The sequence below is a fragment of the Dactylosporangium sucinum genome (assembly GCF_014647515.1).
GTDB lineage: Bacteria > Actinomycetota > Actinomycetes > Mycobacteriales > Micromonosporaceae > Dactylosporangium > Dactylosporangium sucinum.
Genome location: NZ_BMPI01000001.1, coordinates 209,951 through 228,429, shown reverse-complemented (window position 1 = coordinate 228,429; position 18,479 = coordinate 209,951). Strand labels below are relative to the sequence as shown.

14 protein-coding genes are annotated in these 18,479 nt (G+C 71.9%); 13 read left to right on the top strand and 1 reads right to left on the bottom strand.

Features of this window, described 5'->3' with window-relative positions:
- Window positions 1-28: 28 nt before the first annotated feature.
- Window positions 29-1,219, bottom strand: coding sequence for a hypothetical protein (locus tag IEZ31_RS00690; RefSeq protein ID WP_190247694.1), 1,191 nt, complete (start codon window positions 1,217-1,219; stop codon window positions 29-31).
- Between the two features lie 215 nt (window positions 1,220-1,434).
- On the opposite strand from IEZ31_RS00690, the gene IEZ31_RS00685 reads away from it, so the two are divergent.
- The 13 genes from IEZ31_RS00685 (at window position 1,435) to IEZ31_RS00625 (ending at window position 18,478) form a co-directional block, all read left to right on the top strand.
- A complete protein-coding gene (locus IEZ31_RS00685) occupies window positions 1,435-2,523 on the top strand; it encodes a hypothetical protein (RefSeq protein WP_190247693.1) in 1,089 nt (362 codons plus the stop codon).
- A 70-nt stretch (window positions 2,524-2,593) separates the two neighbouring features.
- A complete protein-coding gene (gene mycP / locus IEZ31_RS00680) occupies window positions 2,594-3,907 on the top strand; it encodes a type VII secretion-associated serine protease mycosin (protein WP_190247692.1) in 1,314 nt (437 codons plus the stop codon).
- Entirely contained in the window at window positions 3,904-7,890 is a 3,987-nt protein-coding gene (gene eccCa / locus IEZ31_RS00675) for a type VII secretion protein EccCa (RefSeq protein ID WP_190247691.1), read from the top strand. The genes mycP and eccCa overlap by 4 nt, the downstream gene beginning before the upstream one ends.
- Window positions 7,887-9,323, top strand: coding sequence for a type VII secretion integral membrane protein EccD (gene eccD, locus IEZ31_RS00670; RefSeq protein WP_190247690.1), 1,437 nt, complete (start codon window positions 7,887-7,889; stop codon window positions 9,321-9,323). The genes eccCa and eccD overlap by 4 nt, the downstream gene beginning before the upstream one ends.
- 10 nt (window positions 9,324-9,333) lie before the next feature.
- Window positions 9,334-10,779: a type VII secretion protein EccB gene (gene eccB, locus IEZ31_RS00665; RefSeq protein WP_190247689.1), complete on the top strand. Its 1,446-nt coding sequence runs from the start codon at window positions 9,334-9,336 to the stop codon at window positions 10,777-10,779.
- A 53-nt stretch (window positions 10,780-10,832) separates the two neighbouring features.
- Window positions 10,833-11,129 carry a WXG100 family type VII secretion target gene (locus tag IEZ31_RS00660; protein ID WP_190247688.1) on the top strand — a complete coding sequence of 99 codons (297 nt, stop codon included), beginning with the start codon at window positions 10,833-10,835 and terminating at the stop codon, window positions 11,127-11,129.
- Between the two features lie 36 nt (window positions 11,130-11,165).
- Window positions 11,166-11,459 carry a WXG100 family type VII secretion target gene (locus tag IEZ31_RS00655; protein ID WP_190247687.1) on the top strand — a complete coding sequence of 98 codons (294 nt, stop codon included), beginning with the start codon at window positions 11,166-11,168 and terminating at the stop codon, window positions 11,457-11,459.
- 66 nt (window positions 11,460-11,525) lie between these two features.
- Window positions 11,526-11,918 (top strand): hypothetical protein, encoded by a 393-nt coding sequence (locus IEZ31_RS00650; protein WP_190247686.1) that lies wholly within the window; start codon window positions 11,526-11,528, stop codon window positions 11,916-11,918.
- A complete protein-coding gene (locus IEZ31_RS00645) occupies window positions 11,915-13,093 on the top strand; it encodes a hypothetical protein (RefSeq protein ID WP_190247685.1) in 1,179 nt (392 codons plus the stop codon). Before IEZ31_RS00650 ends, IEZ31_RS00645 begins: the two co-directional genes overlap by 4 nt.
- A complete protein-coding gene (locus IEZ31_RS00640) occupies window positions 13,074-15,203 on the top strand; it encodes a hypothetical protein (protein WP_190247684.1) in 2,130 nt (709 codons plus the stop codon). The genes IEZ31_RS00645 and IEZ31_RS00640 overlap by 20 nt, the downstream gene beginning before the upstream one ends.
- 42 nt (window positions 15,204-15,245) lie before the next feature.
- Complete coding sequence (locus IEZ31_RS00635) at window positions 15,246-15,596, top strand: DUF2563 family protein (RefSeq protein ID WP_505661121.1); 351 nt, start codon at window positions 15,246-15,248, stop codon at window positions 15,594-15,596.
- Window positions 15,586-17,973, top strand: a complete 2,388-nt coding sequence (locus IEZ31_RS00630; protein WP_190247682.1) for a hypothetical protein — start codon at window positions 15,586-15,588, stop codon at window positions 17,971-17,973. Before IEZ31_RS00635 ends, IEZ31_RS00630 begins: the two co-directional genes overlap by 11 nt.
- Window positions 17,957-18,478 (top strand): YbaB/EbfC family nucleoid-associated protein, encoded by a 522-nt coding sequence (locus IEZ31_RS00625; protein WP_190247681.1) that lies wholly within the window; start codon window positions 17,957-17,959, stop codon window positions 18,476-18,478. Before IEZ31_RS00630 ends, IEZ31_RS00625 begins: the two co-directional genes overlap by 17 nt.
- Window position 18,479 lies beyond the last annotated feature (1 nt).

Sequence of the window (18,479 nt, the reverse complement as noted above, 5' to 3'; positions counted from 1 at the left end):
CAGAGCCCGTCGAGACCGGCCGGTGGGCTCACTCGTCCGGGGCCACCCAGATCGTCCGCGTGCGTCGGGGCGGGGAGCCGCGGAGCACGCGGTGGTCGGCCGGCCGGGTATCCGATGACGCCGGGACAGCGTCCGCGCGATCGAGGGCCGCCGTGCTGGAGGGCGTGGCGGGGGAGCTGGGCTCGGCATGCAGCGACCACCGCGCGGGTGGAATGTCGCCGATCACCACTGGCACGAGAATGCCGCGGGACTCCTCGACGAGGCGGCGTAGCTGTCGCGCCTCGTCGGCGTCGTCGGCCGCGCAGAACACCAGCAGCGGTGTGGTCGGGTCGTTGTGCGGCGCAAGCTGGTCCAGCCGATCCACGACGTGGTGCCGGTCGGCGGAGTCCGGCTCGTCGCCGCCGATGTGACCGGGCGGGCGCGCCAGGCGCCGCCCGACCACCGCGACCCGCAGCGTTGCCGCGAGGTGATCGCACTGATCGAGCAGGCTTCTGGCGATCCGCTCGCGGGCGGCCGCGTGACCGGTGATGGTCAGCACGTCAGGACATCGGCAGATGTCGAGGTGCAGCGGGCCGGCGGGGGACTCGCCGACGTAGATCCGCGCTCCGGACAGGTCGTGCGACGGTGCGGCGCGGAAACCCTCCAGTCGCGCCCGCACCCGGTCAAGGCCGACCTCGATGGACAGCTCGACCGGACCGTCGTCCGGCGCCACGGAGGCGAGCCGAGGGGACTGGGCCGTCGGCGGGCCGGTGTCGTCAGCGGGTGCGTCATCCCCGGCCATCGTGATCCGGTACGGACGCTCGACGAGTCCGGCGAGGACGCCCGGGGCACGTGCCGGTGGGCCGAGCTCGGGTATCGGCTCGGGCGTCGGCCCCGGGCCGCGCTCGGCCGTCCCGCCCACCGTCCGCTCGGGCCGCTCCGCACTCGCCGGCTCTCGCCGCGATGGCTGCTCGCCGGCGTGGGCCGGTGCCGGATCCGGTGGCCGGCCGTACTGCGGGGTCGGCTGCACGAACGCAGCGAGTTGCTCTCGCCGCCGGCGCCGGCTCTGCCTCCAGTTGGCCGCCAGCATGCAGAGGCCCGCCACGGTCAGGACGGCGCCGAGCCCGCCCACCCCGGGCCGCAGGGCCGACCGCGGATCGGCAGCGCAGCCCGCCGCCGTCGTGATGATGACGCCCGACCAGGCGATGGTTGGCAACAGGTTTGGCAACAGCCGAGCCACGCAGCATCCTCCAGCGTCCACATCCAGGTCCACATCAAGGTCGTCACGCACGGGCGCACCACGACCCGTCGCCTCGTTGACGCGCGGTGACCTGCGGAGGTTCAGGGCGGCCGGAGCGTTACAAAATTTCTGAGATTCCCGTGAACCGGGGCCATCGCGGGGTCGTCAGGGGGTGCAGGGCGAGGCGGTCTCTCCCGGCGTGAGGAGGTGCGACCATGGTCGGTGTCGAGGGTCGCCGGAGCGCGAGCCACTGGATGCTGCTGCGCCTGGCCGGCACGCTGCCGGACGAGCTCATCGCCCAGTGTCGCACCTGGCTCGCCGAGGGGCGCGAGCTGGACGTCGGTCACGCCCTCGTCCACGCGGTGCTCGCGCAGCGCACGCCGCTCGCCTCGCCGGACGTCGAACTGCTGGACGAGCTGCTCGCCGCGCGCGGCCTGGATCGGTCGGCACTGTCCACCGTGGAGCTCGCCGACGACGATCAGATGCCGATGTTCGGGTTCCTGCCGGGCCGGGCCGCCGTCGACGCCTATCTCGCCGGTGAACCGGAAACCGACGCGGACGAGTCCGCTGCACCGTCCCGCGGGCGGACCGAGCCCGAGGACGACATCGATCAGGCCGTCGCGCAGGCGGTCGCCGCCGAGCCGGATGCCCTGGCCTTGTGGCGGTCGTGGAGATTCCCCGGCGACGGTGCGCCGTGGCCACCACCCGAGCGGGTCTACGTCGTCGAAGTGCGGGACCCGGCCGACCTGGTCGCGATTACGGGCAGGCTACAGACCGCGCTCCGCGCGGCCGGTGCGGCGGTTCCACGGGTCGAGGTCTACCCGACCAGGGCCGAGTTGCCCGGCTACCAGCGCCTGGCGCGGGCGTATGCGGCGCTGCTGTGGTCGAGCAGCGAGGACCCCGGGGTGCGCATCGCCGTGCTCTTCGACGAGGTGGACCCCGAGACCGGGCCCCGGATGAGTCCGGACCATCCGGCGGCCGCGGAGACGGAGCGCGAGCAGTTGCTGGCGTACCTGCGTCGCGGTGAGCCGTTGCTGGTGACCGCCGCGCGCATGGACGACGTCGTCGACCCGACGCTGCGGGGCACTGTCCCGATGAACTTTCTCACCGACGGCACGTACATATGGAACGAGGCGACGACCTACTACCTGGAGCGGTACGCCATGCTCCCGGATCCGGAGCTGGTCGCGCACATCCGGTCTCGTGACTACGTCGTCGCCGAGGTCGACGGCGCGGCGCTGCACCGAGCCCTGGTGGCGCTTCAGGAGCCGGCCGTCGAAGAGCCGGTGTGGACGTACGGCTGACCGCACGTCGCCGGAAGCCTCGCGCAAGTCCCCGCAGCTGACCCGTGTTTCCCGAGGAGGTGGACGTAGCGTGCGCAGACGTGTGGGTGCGTCCTTCACCCTCGTCGGTGCCACGGGCGTGGTCGCGGTGTTCGCCCTCACCGGAGGCGCCGCCCCGGTGCCGGTGTCCATGGTGCCGGTGGCCACGCCGGGCAACGTGATGGCGGCGTCGGGGTCGGCCGGCCCCGTTCCGGATCCGGCCCGCCCCGGCGGCCCGCTGGACCCGGCCCGGTGCACGACACCGTCGGACACCATGCTGCCGGGCACGCCGTGGACACAGGAGCGGATGGCGCCGCAACGAGTGTGGCCACTGACGACCGGTCGTGGCGTCATTGTCGCCGTCATCGACACCGGCGTCGACGCGTCGGTGCCACAGCTGGCCGGGCGGGTCCTCGCCGGCGTCGACGTGGTCAACGGCGTGGGCACGGCCGACCAGGACTGCTACGGTCACGGTACGTTCGTCGCCGGCATCATCGGCGCGGCTCCCCGCACCGGCACCGGCATGACCGGGATCGCACCCGGTGTCACGATCCTGCCCGTCCGGCAGGCGAACGGACCGAGTGACGGCACGTCGTCGGGCCTGGCCCGGGCCATCCGGCTGGCTGTCGACGGTGGGGCGCGGGTGGTGAACATCTCGGCGAGCGCGTTCCTGGCGAGCGCGGAGCTTCGCGCCGCGGTGGAGTACGCGCAGGCCCGCGACGTCCTGCTGGTCGCATCCGCGTCGAACGAGTTCGAGCGGGGAAATCCCAAGGCGTACCCGGCCGCGTTCCCGGAGGTCATCGGGGTCGGCGCGATCGGTCAGGACGGCCGGCGGAGCAACTTCTCGGAGGTCGGCGCGTCGGTGGATCTGGTCGCGCCGGGCGTCAACGTGGTGAGCCTGAGCCGGGCGGCCCCGGGTCATCTGGTCGACAACGGAACGAGCTACTCGACCCCGTTCGTGGCGGCGGCGGCGGCCCTGGTGCGGGCCTACCACCCCAGGCTGTCGGCGGCAGCGGTCAAGCGCCGGCTGGAGCTGACCGCCGACCATCCGGCCGGCCGGACACCCAACCCCGAGGTCGGGTGGGGGGTGGTGAACCCGTACCGGGCGGTCACCGCGATCCTTCCGGATGAGCAGGGCGCGGCGGTGACGGTGACCGCGCTGCCGGCCGTCTCGCCGGTCCTGGTGGCACCGCAGGACACCCGAGCCCGGGATGCCGCGATCGGATTCGCCGCCGTAACGGTGGTCACCGTGGTGGGTGCGGTCGTGCTCGGCAGCGTCGTCCCTCGTGGCACACGCCGCCGCTGGCGCCCCTCCGGTCACCTTGACGATTCCTTCTCCACTGATGAAAGGGGCGGGGCGCGATGAGCGCGACCATGCAGCTTGCCCGGGCTCCCCGCCGACCCGCTCCACAGATCGACAAAGGCGAGTTTCCCCTGCAGGAGCCGCCGACCCTTCCGGAGAGCGTCGGTGGCGGCGGTGCGGGCCTGAACATGCTGTTCTACCTGCCGATGATGGCGGGGTCCGCGGCGATGATGCTGATGTTCTACAGCTTCAGCGGCATGCGCAGCCTGAACAACCCGATGATGCTCATCGCCGGCGGCATCATGCTCGTCGCCTTCCTGATCATGGGGGTTGCCTGGGGAGTCCGGTCCGGGATGGAACGCAAGGGCCGGCTCAAGGGGGAGCGCCGCGACTACCTGAGGTACCTGGGCCAGGTCCGCCGGCAGGTGAGGTCCAGTTTGGACAAGCAGCGCACGTCCGTGCTGTTCACGCATCCCGAGCCGGCCCGGTTGTGGGCGGTGGTCCCGACCGACCGGCTCTGGGAGCGGCGGGCCAACCACGCCGACTTCGCCGAGGTGCGCATCGGCCTGGGCCAGCAGCGGCTGGCGCTCGAGCTGGCGGCGCCGCAGACCAAGCCGGTCGAGGACCTGGAGCCGCTGTGCGCCAGCGGGCTGCGGCGCTTCCTGCGCGCGTACACCACGATCGAGGAGATGCCGGTCGCGGTCTACCTCAGGGGGTTCGCCAAGATCAGCCTGGACGGGGACCCGGTCACGAACCGGGCGCTCGTCCGGGCGATGCTGGCCCAACTCGCGACCTTCCACGCCCCGGACGACCTGCGGATCACCGTGTACGCGGCGGCCGACCGCCTACGCCATTGGGACTGGGTCAAATGGCTGCCGCACGCGCAGCACCCCGACGAGGCCGACGCGGTCGGCTCGGCCCGCATGGTGTGCGACACCCTTTCCGATCTGGACCGGATGCTGGGCGGCAAGGCGCTCGACGAGCGCGGCCGGTTCGAGGTGGGTGCGGCGCCGACGAGCACCGAGCCGTTCCTCGTCGTCGTGCTCGATGACGCGCCGCTGCCAAGCACGGCCCGGTTGGCCGGTCCGGGGTACCGCAACGTCATCGCCATCGATGTCGATCGCAGCCTGCCGTGGGACGGTGCCGCCACCACGCTGCGCCTGCGGATCCGGGGCGAGCAGGTGGAGCGGGTGAGCCTGACGCGCGCCGGTGAGGAGGAGAGCGTCACGATCGGCCGGCCGGACCAGCTGAGCCTGGTACGGGCTCGGGCGCTCGCCCGGCTGATGGCGCCGTACCGGCTCGGCGCGGCGGCCCGGGCCAGTGACGCGACCGCCGTCACCGCGGACCTGGCCTCACTGCTCGGGGTGGCGGAGCTGCGGTCCATGGAGCCCCAGGCGCTGTGGCAGACCCGTTCGCCGTGGGAGCAGCTGCGGGTGCCGATCGGCGTCAACGAGCGCGGCCGCCCGGTGGAACTGGACATCAAGGAGTCGGCCCAGGGTGGCATGGGCCCGCACGGGATCCTCATCGGCGCCACCGGCTCGGGCAAGAGCGAGCTCATCCGCACCATCGTGCTCGCGCTGGCGATGACGCATTCGTCCGAAGCGCTGAACATGGTGCTGGTCGACTTCAAGGGTGGCGCGACCTTCCTGGGCCTCGACGGCCTGCCCCACGTGTCCGCGCTCATCACCAACCTGGCCGACGAACTGCCGCTCGTGGACCGGATGCAAGACGCCCTGCAGGGCGAACTGGTACGCCGTCAGGAACTGCTGCGCAGGCACGGCTTCACGTCCCGGCACGAGTACGAGCGTTCACGCGCGACCGGAGCCGCGCTGGCACCGCTGCCGACGCTGGTCATCATCGTGGACGAGTTCGGTGAGCTGCTGGCGTCCAAGAGCGAGTTCGGCGAGCTCTTCATGATGATCGGCCGGCTGGGCCGCTCGCTCGGCGTGCACCTGCTGCTCGCGTCGCAGCGGTTCGAGGAGGGGCGCATCCACACCCTCGAAACCCATTTGTCGTACCGCATCGGTCTGCGCATGTACTCCGGCATGGAGTCGCGTGGCGTGATCGGCACCACCGACTGCTACGACCAGCCGCTGACGCCGGGCACGGGCTACCTGCGCACCGACACCACCACCCTGGTGAAGTTCCGTGGGGCCTACGTGTCCGGGCCGTGCCCACTGCCCGGTCGGCGGCGAGCGCGCCCGGCCGGCGAAACCCGGGTCCTGCCGTTCGAGGCCGGCTACGTCGTCCCGTTCCACCGGCCGGACCGGGACGAGGAGCCGACGGACGGCCCGGCCGAACCGCAGGACGCGCCGGCCACCGAGACCGTGCTGCAGGTGATCGTCGACCGGTTGCGTGATGCCGGCCCGCCCGCCCACCGAGTGTGGCTGCCGCCGCTCGACGACCCGGCGACACTGGACCAGCTGTTGCCGGCGCTGACCGTCGATCCGGCCAGAGGCTTCGGCGCACCCTACGGCAACCTCCGGGTTCCGGTCGGGCTGGTCGACCGGCCGTACGACCAGCGCCGCGACCCGCTCATCGCCGACCTCGAAGGCGGCAAGGGCCACGTCGCCGTGGTCGGCGCCCCGCGCACCGGCAAGAGCACACTGTTGCGAACGCTCATCACGGCGCTCGCGCTGACCCACACGCCGGTCGAGGTCCAGTTCTACATCCTGGACTTCGGTGGCGGCGGCCTGGCGTCGCTCGCCGACCTGCCCCACGTCGGCAGCGTCGCCCAGCGGCGGGACCGGGAGCGGGTCACCCGCACGGTGGTCGAGGTGCTCGGTCTGCTCGCGGCGCGGGAAGCGATGTTCAACCAGCACGGGGTGGAGTCGATGGCCGCCTACCGGCGCCAGCGGGCGCTCGGTCAGGTCGACGATCCGTACGGAGACGTGTTCCTGGTCATCGACGGCTGGTACACGCTGCGGCAGGAGTACGAAGCGCTGGAGGACAGCCTGCAGGACATCGCCAGCCGAGGGCTGACCTACGGCGTGCACCTCGTGGTGGGGGCGGGTCGCTGGTCGGAGATCCGGCCCTGGTTGCGGGACGTCCTGCAGACCCGCCTGGAGCTGCGTCTCGGCGACCCGATGGAGTCCGAGATCGACTTCAGGAAGGCGCGCGACGTCCCACAGATCCCGGGAAGAGGCATGACACCGAGCCAGTACCACTACCTGACGGCGATACCTCGCATCGATGGCCTGTCGACCGTCGAAGACCTGGCCGAAGGCCAGGCCGCGCTGGCGGCCGCCGTGCGTGACCACTGGTCCGGGCCGGTGGCCCCGCCGGTCCGTCTCTTGCCGCGGCAGCTCGACGTCGACGAACTGCCGCCGCCCGAAGGGGACCTGCGGGTCGCCTTCGGCGTCGACGACCAGACGTTGCAGCCGGTATGGCACGACTTCTCGGTCACGCCGCACCTGATCGCCTTCGGCGACCACCAGAGCGGAAAGAGCAATCTGCTGCGACTGTTCCTCCGCGCCATCACCACGAGGTTCACGCCCGAAGAGGCCAGAGTCCTGGTGGTCGACCCGCGGCGCCGACTGCAGGACCTGCTGCCGCCGGCCTACCAGATCGGCTACGTGCTCTCCGGCGAGCAGCTCAAGGAGACCCTGGCGCAGGTCGCCCCGGTGCTCAGGGAGCGGGTGCCGAGGCCGGAGATCACACCCGACCGGCTCCCCAGCCGCGACTGGTGGAGCGGACCGAGGATCTTCGTGCTCATCGACGATCACGAACTGGTGGCAACCGGCTTGATCAACCCGGCCGAGGCGCTGGTCGGCCTGCTGGCCCAGGGCACCGAGATCGGCCTGCACGTGGTGGTCGCCCGGAGCACGTCCGGTGGTATGCGCGCGATGAACGATCAGGTGCTCCGCCGCATGTGGGACCTGGGCACGCCCGGGCTGCTGTTCTCGTGCCCGCGCGACGAGTACGCCTTCCTCGGCGGTACCAAACCGCTCACCCTTCCGCCCGGCCGGGCGCAGTGGATCAGCCGGTTCTCCGGGACGGCGCTGGTGCAGGCCGGGCTCATGCCGCCGGGTCCGGGTGCGTCATGACGGCGCCGACCGCGGACCTCTGCCGGGTAGTGCTGGTGACTCCCTACCGGACCCTCGAGCTGGCGCTGCCGATGACCGTACCGATCTGCGACCTGTTGCCGGTTCTCGTGCAGCGCGCGACGACCGTCAGCGCCCCCGGCCGTCCCGGCGCCGACGGTGCCGCCGACGCGCCCGCGAACGGCCGGGGACGCGGCCGGGGGCTGACCGGGGAGGAGGACTGGGTCCTCCAGCGGCTCGGCAGCGGGCCGCTCGACGAGGAGTCGACGCCCGAGGCATTGCAGATCCACGACGGCGAGACCCTGTACCTGCGGCCGCGGGACGGGCAACTGCCACCGGTGCACTTCGACGACCTCATCTACGGCTTGGCCACCGGTGTGCGCTCCCGGCCGGACCGCTGGCGCGACTCGATGACCCGGGGCCTGTTCGTGGCGCTCGGTGGCGTGGTCCTCCTCGTCTGTTTCGCGCTGCTGCTGGATCCCGCCTTCACTCCCCGGGGCTGGGTGGCCGCGGCCGTCGCGGGTGTGCTCGTCGTCGCCGCCACGATGTTCTCGCGGGCCCTGGACGATGCGTGGGCCGCGCTGGTGTGCGGGCTGGCCGCGTTGCCGTTCGCCGGCCTGGCCGGATACCTGGTGCCCGGCCCGGTCGCCGCGGACACCGGTGCCGGGCCGCAGGCGCTCGCCGCGTTCGCGGCGGCCACCGGCGCCGCCGTGCTCGCCGTGGCCGTCATCGGCCATCAGCAGCCGGTGTTCCTCGCGTTGTGGCTCATCGGCGCGAGTGGTGCGCTCGGGGCGCTGCTGGTCACCCTGGGGCTGACGCCGGTCCGGGCGGCTGGCGGCGTGGCCGCCCTGGTGCTCGTCCTGAGCACGCTCACCCCGTCCATCGCCTTCCGCCTGGCGCGGTTGCGGCTGCCGCAGTTGCCCACCGGCGCGGCGGACCTGGCCGAGGACATCGAGCCCTACCCGGCGCAGCAGCTCATGGCCGGTGCGGCGGTGGCGGACGCGTACCTGACCGCGATCACGGTCGCGGTCGGGGCCGTGGTGACGGTGGCCGCTGCCGTGCTGGTCGAGCACGGCGGCGGCGTGGCCTGCGGCCTGGTCGCCGCGATCAGCGCAGTGCTGCTCATCCGCGCCCGCGGGCTGAGTTCTGCCTGGCAACGGATCTCCGCCCTGTTGCCGGCCGTCACCGGCCTCACCCTCATGGCCGTCCAGTTCGCCGCGAACCCGGATGCCATGCGGCGCCTGCTGGCGTTGACGGGGCTGGTGTTCCTGGCCGGAAGCCTGCTCGCGGTATCCCGCCACCTTCCGGGGCGGCGGCTGCTGCCGTACTGGGGCCGCATCGCAGACGTCGCGGAGTACCTCGCGGCAGGAGTCGTCATGGTGCTGCTGCTGGCGCTGTTCGACGCCTACCAGTGGGCCCGGGCGCTGGCCGGATAGGGACTTCGACATGCAGACGCGACGCGACCAGGTACAGGCGCACTCCTTCGTGATGAGCCGGCTCGTCTCGGCGATGCTCCGGGCCGAACCGGACTCGCCGCACACCCCGAACCGCCGGTTCGTCATCGGCTGGGTCTGCGGGCTCGTCCTCGGGGCACTGGCCGTGGCGGCGTGCGGCGTGTACGGGTACATCGTTCCGGGCGGGAACACCAAGTGGAAGACCCCCGGCACGCTGATCGTCGAGAAGGAGACGGGATCCAGGTACGTCTACCTCGACGGCGTGCTCCGTCCGGTGGCGAACTACACCTCCGCCCGGCTGCTGCTCGGCGGTGAGCCGACGGTCGTCCAGGTCTCGGGCAACTCGCTGGCCGACGTTCCGCACGGCCTGCCCGTCGGCATCGAGGCCGCCCCCGACCATCTGCCCAAGGTGGACTCCCTCGACGGCACGAAGTGGCTCGTGTGCTCGACCACGCGCACCGACTCGGCCGGAGCGGTCAAGACCCACGTCACGCTCTGGGTGGGCGCCACCGCCAAGGGCGAGACCCTGGACGACGGGCGCGGCCTCCTGGTCCGTTCGCCCGCCGGCGAGGTGTACCTCGCCTGGCACAACCGCCGGCTGCGCATCTCGTCCGCCGCCCAGCTCAGCGTTCTCGGGTACGCCTCGGCGGCACAGCAGCCGGTCGGGTGGGCGTGGCTCGACGTCGTTCCCGCCGGCCCGGACCTGGCCGCACCGGACACGCCGGGGCGGGGCCGTCCCGGCCCGGTCATCGGCGGCACCGCGAGCAAGGTCGGGCAACTGTTCAAGCTCACCGAGGCGGTCGCCGGCCAGCCCGACGGGCAGCACTATCTTGTCCGTACCGACGGCCTCTCACCGGTGACCGCCACCGGAGCGGCGCTGCTGCTCGTCGACCCCCGCACGGCCCAGGCATACCCGGGCGGACAGGTCCGGGCGCTGCCCTTGACCCCGGCGGCGCTCGCCGGCGCGCCGATGTCCGTCGACCAGACCGTCAACCCACTGCACCCCGCAGCCCCACCAGCGCTCGCACAGCCGGCCCCGGGCACGGCGCCGTGCCTGCAGGTCACCGTGGACGCCAAGGACGGTCCGACGGCGCGCATCGCGCTGGGCGAGCCGCCCGCCGTGCCGGAGACGCCGGCCGTGGTCGCGGTGCGGGAACCGCGCCTGGCCGACCGGGTCGTCGTGCAACCAAGCGCCGGTCTGCTGATGCGGGACCAGCCGGCACCGGGCGTCGCCGACGGGACGCTGCACCTGCTCGTCGACACCGGCGTGCGCTACCCACTGGCCGGCACGAGCGTGGCCGAGGTGCTCGGCTACGGCGCCGCGACACCCGTCCCGGTGCCGGCCGCGCTCCTCGATCTCATCCCGGTCGGCCCGTCACTCGATCCCGAAACGGCGAAGGCCACCATCCCCGTCACCACGTCCAACGCCCCCGGCTAGCACCACCGTCACCACTGTCACCACGCCGCCCACCAACACGAGGAGGAGACCTCATGGGCTATCCACTGTCAGCGCCTTCGGAGGCCATGCGGAGCTCGGCCGCGCTCATGGTCGAGACGAAGAGCGACATCACCACGATCATTGCCCGGGTCATGAGCGAGGTCGACCAGATGCAGTTCATGGCCGGCTCCTCGACGACCTTCAAGAACTCGATGGAGTCCTGGCGGCAGAAGGCGCAGACGATCGTGAACGACCTCGACAGCATGGCCGAACGCCTCAACACGAGTGCCCAGCAGGTCGCTCAGACCGAGGACACCAACGTCAGCGAGGCCGGCTCCATTCCGGTCTGACAACCACCGACGTCAACCAGCAAGGGAAGGCCCGACATGAGCCAGCCGACATACGCCATCAACCCCGCGCAGGTCCAGGGTGTCGTCCAGGACATCCTCAGCAGCGGCAGCGCGATCCAGGGGCAGCTGGACGAGCTGCACAGCGCGCTGCAGAACTACCTGCAGCTGTGGACCGGCCAGGACCAGGACGCCTACGCGCAGTACAAGCTCTCCTGGAACAACCTGATCAACGAAATGGTGAGCATCCTGACGACGCAGGCGGCGCCGGCCCTCGACCGCATCGTCCAGAACATCCTTAACACCGAGAACACCATCACGAAGATGTGGTGACGCGATGCTCCCTTGCCGCCGCCGGCGGCAAGGGAGCCGGCACCTGCAGGATGAGGTGATTGGAGCATGGTCGACGTCGTCGCGCCCGATGGTGGCGCGCTGCGGAGGGTCGCATCGTCCTATCTGGACGCCGCTGACCGGCTCCAGACGTACGCCGGCAAGCTTCGGCTTCTGAAGATCACTCCCGGTCTGCTCGACGCGGGGTCGTCCCTGAAGGCCCAGTGGGAGAACCGGATCAAAGAGTACGTGACATTTATCGAAGATCTCCGCTACGCCGTCTACTGGACCGGGCAGAACCTGGTGACGATCGCCCAGAAGTACGAGACCAGCGAGGAACTGAACCAGGACGACGCTCAGCGGGTGGACGAGTTGATCCAGGCGCTGAGCACCAAATTCCCAGGCGTCACCAAACTCGTCGGCGGCGACGGGCTCGACCCAACGAAGGGAGCGGCACCATGAACCCAGTCACGTTCGACCAGATCCTGCCGGCGATCATGGCGGGTCAGCCCGGAAGCTTCTCGACCGCGGCGGCGGCGTTCGACAAGGTCGTCGACACGCTGGAGACGCTGAGCGCCAACGTCTCCAGCAGCGTGGACGGCGTCATCGGCTCGGGGCGTTCCTGGAACGGGCCGGCGTCGACCGCCTTCGGCAGCATCGTCGGCGACCTCGTCGCGTTCGTGGGGGAGACCGCCAAACCGCTCGGCCCGTACGGCGGCGCGCTGACCGCCGCGGGCGACGCGCTCGTCACCGCCCAGTCGGAGATCCAGGAGTACGCGAGCTGGGTGCAGAGCGTCCGCGCGGCCCAGCCGCGGACGGTCACGGAGGAGACCATCAACGCCGGCGCGCAGGCGATTCTGGAGCGGCTCGCCGCGGCGTACCGAACTGCCGGCGGCAGCCTCGCCCCGATACCGGCCACACCGGCGGACATCGCCGGCGACGGCGGGGCCGGACAGGACGCCGAGCGTGACGGCGGCGCCGGTGCCGACGGCGATGGGTCCGCCGGCGACGACGTGCCCGGCGGCGAAGAAGCCGGGGCGGCCGGCGGCGAAGGCTCGGACGGCGACGTGCCCGGCGTGCCGGCCGTCGGCTCGTACAGCCTGCTCGGCGGTCCGCCCGGGGCGTTCGCGGGCGGGTCTTCCCCCGGTGGTGACCTCGGCCTGCCGAGCTTCGCCCTGACGTCGGGGTCCGGCAACCCTTCGACGATCCTGACCGGATTGCCCGGCCCGCTCGGCGGCACCGCATCCCTGCCGCCGCTACCGGCGTCCCCGCCGATCGATCCGGCGCCGCAGGCGCCCTTGGTGCCCGGGTTGGGCGCCGGCTACGGCGGCACGCCGGCGCCGGGGGGTGGTGGCGCCGCGTCGCAGCGACGGTCGGTCCTCACGTCGGTGGGGCGCCTCCCGGGGCTGGGCTCGGACGGCTACACGCGTGCGCCGGACGCCCATGTCTCCGTCCGAAGTGGATCGGTGCCGCCGCTGTGGTCGCAGTACGGCGCGGCCGCCGGGGACCGGCGTCGCGAGCGCACGACGTCACTCACCGGGGACGAGGACTGGACCGGTCCGTCCGCCGCGGACGGTGCGATCGGCCGGCCCGTGCCCCCCGCTCCGGAGAGCGCCGATGGCCCTGCTGCCGATTGAGGTCGACAATGTCGACTACGACCTCGACTTCCTCTTCTACGGCAACTGGCAACTGTGGAAGTTGCTCTGGGAGACCTCGTTCCTCCTCTTCTACGACACCAAGCCGACCGTGAAGGAGGATGTCGAGGCGAACGGCGGCCTTGGCACGTACACGGTGAACGGCGTCGACCCGACGAAGGCGCTCCCCACCGGGTTCGCCAGCGCCAACGGCGACGACGCCGCGCACGCCGCCGAGGGGCTCGGCCTGGTGGGAGCCGGCCTCGCGGAGTTCCAGGACACGGTGCTGCGGCGAAACTCGGCCACCGTGGACAAGACGTGGAAGGGGCCGGCACACAACGCGGTCCACGGCGTGCTCGACGGTCTGGACCGGTGGCTGAATCTCGCGCTCAGCGTCGCCTACGGCCCGCGCCACCCCAGCGGCCGGGGCTACGAAACCCTGACCAGGTCCATCGAGAGTGCCCAACGACAGGCCCAGTTGGAGCACTTCCGCATCCAGAGCGACTTCCGCCAGCGATGGCACGACATCTTCTGGACGGAGTACACCTATCTGATGGGCGGCAAGGGCAAGACCAGCCGGACGCTCAAGTACTGGCATGTGCAATGGGGCAACTCGTGGTTCGACCATGCCGGTTGGCGGGCCGAGCTCGCGAAGGAGGCCGGCCGGTACCGGCCGTGGATCGACGCGAGGGTCCTCGGCCCGGCCAAGCAGGCGCTGGACACCAATGTCGGCCGGCTCTCCGAGGCGTACATGTCGATCTATGGCGAGCTGCAGTCGGTACCGCCAAGTCCGTACTTCCCGCCGCCCGCCGGCACCGGCCCCGGCGCGACCGGCAACACGCCGCCGAAGATTGAGTTCGGGGACTTTCCGAAGCTCGACTTCGGTGGTTTGCCGAAGACGGACATCGGGGCGCCGTCGGGCGGTCCGTCCATGTCGAGTTCGGGACTCCCCGACGGCCTGTCGAGCGGCGGCGGGCTTCCAGGCGGCGGCGGTGGACTTCCGGGCGGTGGCGGGCTTACGGGTGACGGCGGGCTGCCGGGCGGTGGTGTACCGACGGGCGGACTCCCGGGCGCGGACCTGCCCGGGAGTGGCACCGGGCTGCCTCGCCCGGTGACCGGTCAGAACGGCACGGGGTTCGACGTCACCGGCGACGGTGTTCCCGACATCGGCCTCACCGGACAAGCCCTGCCGGGCGGCGGGCTGCCGCCCGGAAGCCGCGTCGTACGGTCGCCGGACGGGACGCAGGGCATCGACGTCGACGGCGACGGCGTCGCCGACCTGGGGATGGATGGCCGGACGCTGGCCGAGGGCAGCTTCCCGGAGGGCTATCGACCGGTCACCGGGCCGGACGGCCAGACCGGCTTCGATGTCACCGGCGACGGCGTGCCCGACCTCGGCCTGGACGGCCAACCGCTGGCCGGCGGCGGACTTCCGGAGGGGAGCCGGCTGGTCACCGGACCGGACGGAGCGCGCGGCATCGATCTGGACGGCGATGGCGTGCCGGACGTCGGCCTCGACGGTCGGGCGTTGCCCGGTGGCGGACTGCCCGAGGGCACCCGGCTGGTCACAGGGCCGGACGGTACGACCGGCTTCGACACCACGGGCGACGGCATCCCCGACTTCGGTCTGGGCGGCGAGCGGTTGCCCGGCAGCAGCTTGTTCGACCATCCGGGGGCGCCGGACCTCAGCGACCAGGTGGTGCGGCCCGGCGACGGCCTGCGCGGATCATCCGGCTCCGGCTTCCCGGGCGTGCCGGTGACCGCCGCGGTGCCGGGAACCGGTGTGGCCGAGACCGGGCAGGTCGCAGCCGCGGCGTCGTCGTACCCACCGATGTATCCGCCCATGTACCCGCCGATGGGCGGGATGGGTGGGATGGGCGGGATGGGCGGCCAGCAGAAGGACGAACGGGAACGCCAGACCTGGCTCATGGAGGACGACAAAGTCTGGAAGGACCCGGGCCGTGAACCGGTCAGCCATCTCGGCCGTCCGGTCGACGACGAGGAGACTCCCGATGAGTGGGAAGACCCGGCGAAGACCGGCCCGTCGCGGGGCCGGCGGCCGGGTCAACGCCCGACGATCGGTGTCGTTCCGCCGGGCCGGGCACACGGGTAGCCGGAAGTCACGAGCAGTACGAGTCCGGAAGGGACCTTGGCGATGGCCGAGATTGTGTATGACGCCGACACCATCGGCGAGTTGGCCACAGCGTTCACGAAGCTGAAGGCCGACGTGGAGGACCACGGGGTCAAGGAGTTGGCCAAGGTGGCCGTGGTCGCCGGCGATTTCTTCGACGCCGACGAACTGGAGAAGCTCGTAACGGATCGCAAGACCCAGCTGGAGACGAACCTCAAGGGGCTCGCCGACGCCCTCGGCATCATCGGTGAGAAGCTCGCGCAGGTCGCCAAGAACGCCACCAACACCGAGGCGCAGAACAACTTGACCGCCGCGGACCTGCAGGGCCTGATCGACGGGGTGACGGCCAAGCTGCCCGGAATCGGTGGCGACTGACATGGCGCCCAGCTATTCGGGCCTCTCCCTCGCCGACATCGTCAAGGCGATCATGGCAGGCAAGGTCGACAGCTTCGACCGGGCCAAGTCGGCGTTCGACGCCGTCCGGAAGACCTTGGAAGGGGTCGTCAGCGCGGTCAGTGCCGACACGAGCCGGGTGGTGACAAAGGACCACTGGCAGGGCGCGGGGGCAACCGCGTTCTCCGAGTTCGTCCAGGAGTTGACGAAGCAGTACATCGGGCCGACCGCCACCGTGGTCGCGCGGTACCCGGGCGCCATGGAGTACGCCAAGAACGCGCTCGCCAACGCCCAACGCGAGATCCAGGAGTTGCAGGCGTACTGGGACAAGCTGACCGCGGAGCAGAAGACGGCCGCGCAGGCGCAGGTCAACCAGGAGGCGCAGCGAGTGCTCAACACGCTCGCCACGGCGTACCGTTCCGCGAAGGACGCCCTTGAGGAGGTCCCGTCCACGCAGGACGCCTCCGGGGGAGACGACGGTACGGCGAGCGACGAGGACACCAACGGCGACGACAGCGGCGGCGACGAGGACGCCAACGGCGACGACACCGAGGGTGACGACACCAGCGGCGATGAATCCGGTGGCGGTGACACTCAGGGCGAGGACACGCAGGGCGGCGACACCAGCGGGGAAGACACCAACGGGGAAGACACGAGCGGTTCGGATGCCGGTGGGTCTGACCCGGGCGAGTCAGGCGCTGGGGGGTCGGACCCAGGTGGCTCAGATCCGGGTGGCTCGGACCCGGGGGGCTCGGACCCGGGTGGCTCAGATCCGGGCGGGTCGGGCTCTGGTGGGTCGGACCCGGGTGGGTCGGGCTCGGGCGGGGGCGAACCGTCCGGCGGCGGTGAGTCGCCGGGTGGCGGCGGATCCGGTGGCGATCCCTCATCGCCGGGCACGTCGGATCCCGGGTCACCGGTGCTCCCCGGCGCACCCGTGACGCAGACGCCCGACGGCACGCAGGGGATCGACGTCGACGGCGACGGCCAGCCCGACATCGGCACCGATGGCAAACCGCTGCCGGGCAAGCCGTTGGTCGACGGGCCGGACGGCACGCGTGGCCTGGACGTCAACGGCGACGGGAAGCCGGACATCGGACCCAACGGCGAGATCCTCAAGGACGCGCCGCTGGCCAAGGGCACGGACGGCTTCGGTGTCGACGTCAACGACGACGGGCGTCCCGACCTCAAGCTCAACGGGCCGATCTCGCCCGGGGCGCCGCTGGTACAGGGCACCGACCAGGTGTGGGGCGTCGACGTCGACGGCGACGGCGTGCCCGACATCGGGCTCGACGGCAGGCCGTTACCGGGCGCCAAGCTGGTGGAGTCGGGTGGGCTCTGGGGCGTCGACGTCAACGGCGACGGCGTACCGGACATCGGCCGCAACGGCGAGCTGCTCAGCTACGACGCGCTCGCCACCGGTGACAACGGTGCGATCGGGGTCGACGTCGACGGCGACGGCGATCCCGACATCCTGCTCGACCGGCAGGTCCTGCCCGACGCCCCGATCGTCGAACACGACGGCGTACGTGGACTGGACGTCGACGGTGACGGGGTCGCCGACCTCGACATGCGGGGCCGGCCCCTCAGCGGCGCGAAGCTGGTCACGGTCGACGGCGTCACGGGCGTCGACGTCAACGGTGACGGGCGGCCGGACATCGGCCAGGACGGCCAGATCCTCAAGGACGCGCCCACGGTCACGGCGGCGAACGGCGTGCGTGGCATCGACCTCAACGGCGACGGTAAGCCGGACATCGCCCTGGGTGCCGGTCGCGGCTACGACACCATGGCAACGGGCAGCGCCCCCGCGGCGGCCGCCGCCTACGCGCCGGCTCCCCCGGGCGAGCTCACGCCGATCTCGTCGCAGACCGCGTACCCGACCGGGGACGGCACGTTCGCCGCCTCGGGCATCGGATTGCCGCAGTTCAACGTCACCGCGGGTACCGACGATCCGGGCACGGTGCTGACGAGCGTCGGCGCGCCTGCCGTGCCGGCCGCGGCGATGCCGACGATGAGCGCGGTGGCGGCGCCCCCACCCGCCGGTTCGCCGGTCGGCGCGTTCGCGGGCGGCGCGCCGTTGGGCGCCGGGTGGAGTGCGGGCTCGCCCGGGCGCCCGGAGACGCCGCGATCCCCGGCCGTGCGGTGGCGCCCGCCGACGACCGACGAGCGGCGCGGGCCGCGGGCCGTCATGACGGCGCACCCCTTCGACGGCTCGAACGACGACGAGCCGTACCGGAGCCAGACGCGGCTGACCGAGTCCGACGGCGTCTGGACCCAGCCCGTCTCGGCCGCCGGTTCGGCGCTCGGCCGACCCGCCGCCGTCGAGCCCACCGTGGAGGATGACGATGCGCCCTGGCATTGAGGCGATGCTGAACGAGGTCATGGCCGAGATCGAGAAGCAGAAGGCGAGCCTGAGCCGGCTGCACGACAGCATCGAGGAGGTGACCGGATCCGCCCGGTCCGCCCGCCGGCAGGTCTCGGTGACGGTCGACGCGCGCGGTGACATCACCGGCCTCACGTTCCACGGGACCAGCTACCGGAATCTCGCGCCGGCCGAACTGGCCGACATCGTCGTGGCGACCATCCGGCAGGCCCAGCAGTCCGCGCGGACCGCCGTGCTGGAGTCGGTGAGCGACAGCCTCCCCGAGGGGGCCGACGTCGCGGACATCGTGAGCGGCCGGTTCGACTGGGGAGCGGCGGTGACGGACGCGGTCACGCTGCCGCAGTCGGTGGTGGACCTGCTGGGCTCGATGGAGGCCAGCCTCGGCCACCGGCGCGGCTCGGGCGCGGCCGGCCCGCCGGCCACCCACGATGCCACCGATCCGGTACCGCCCGCAGCCACGGCCACGGGCGGGGACGAGGCGTAGG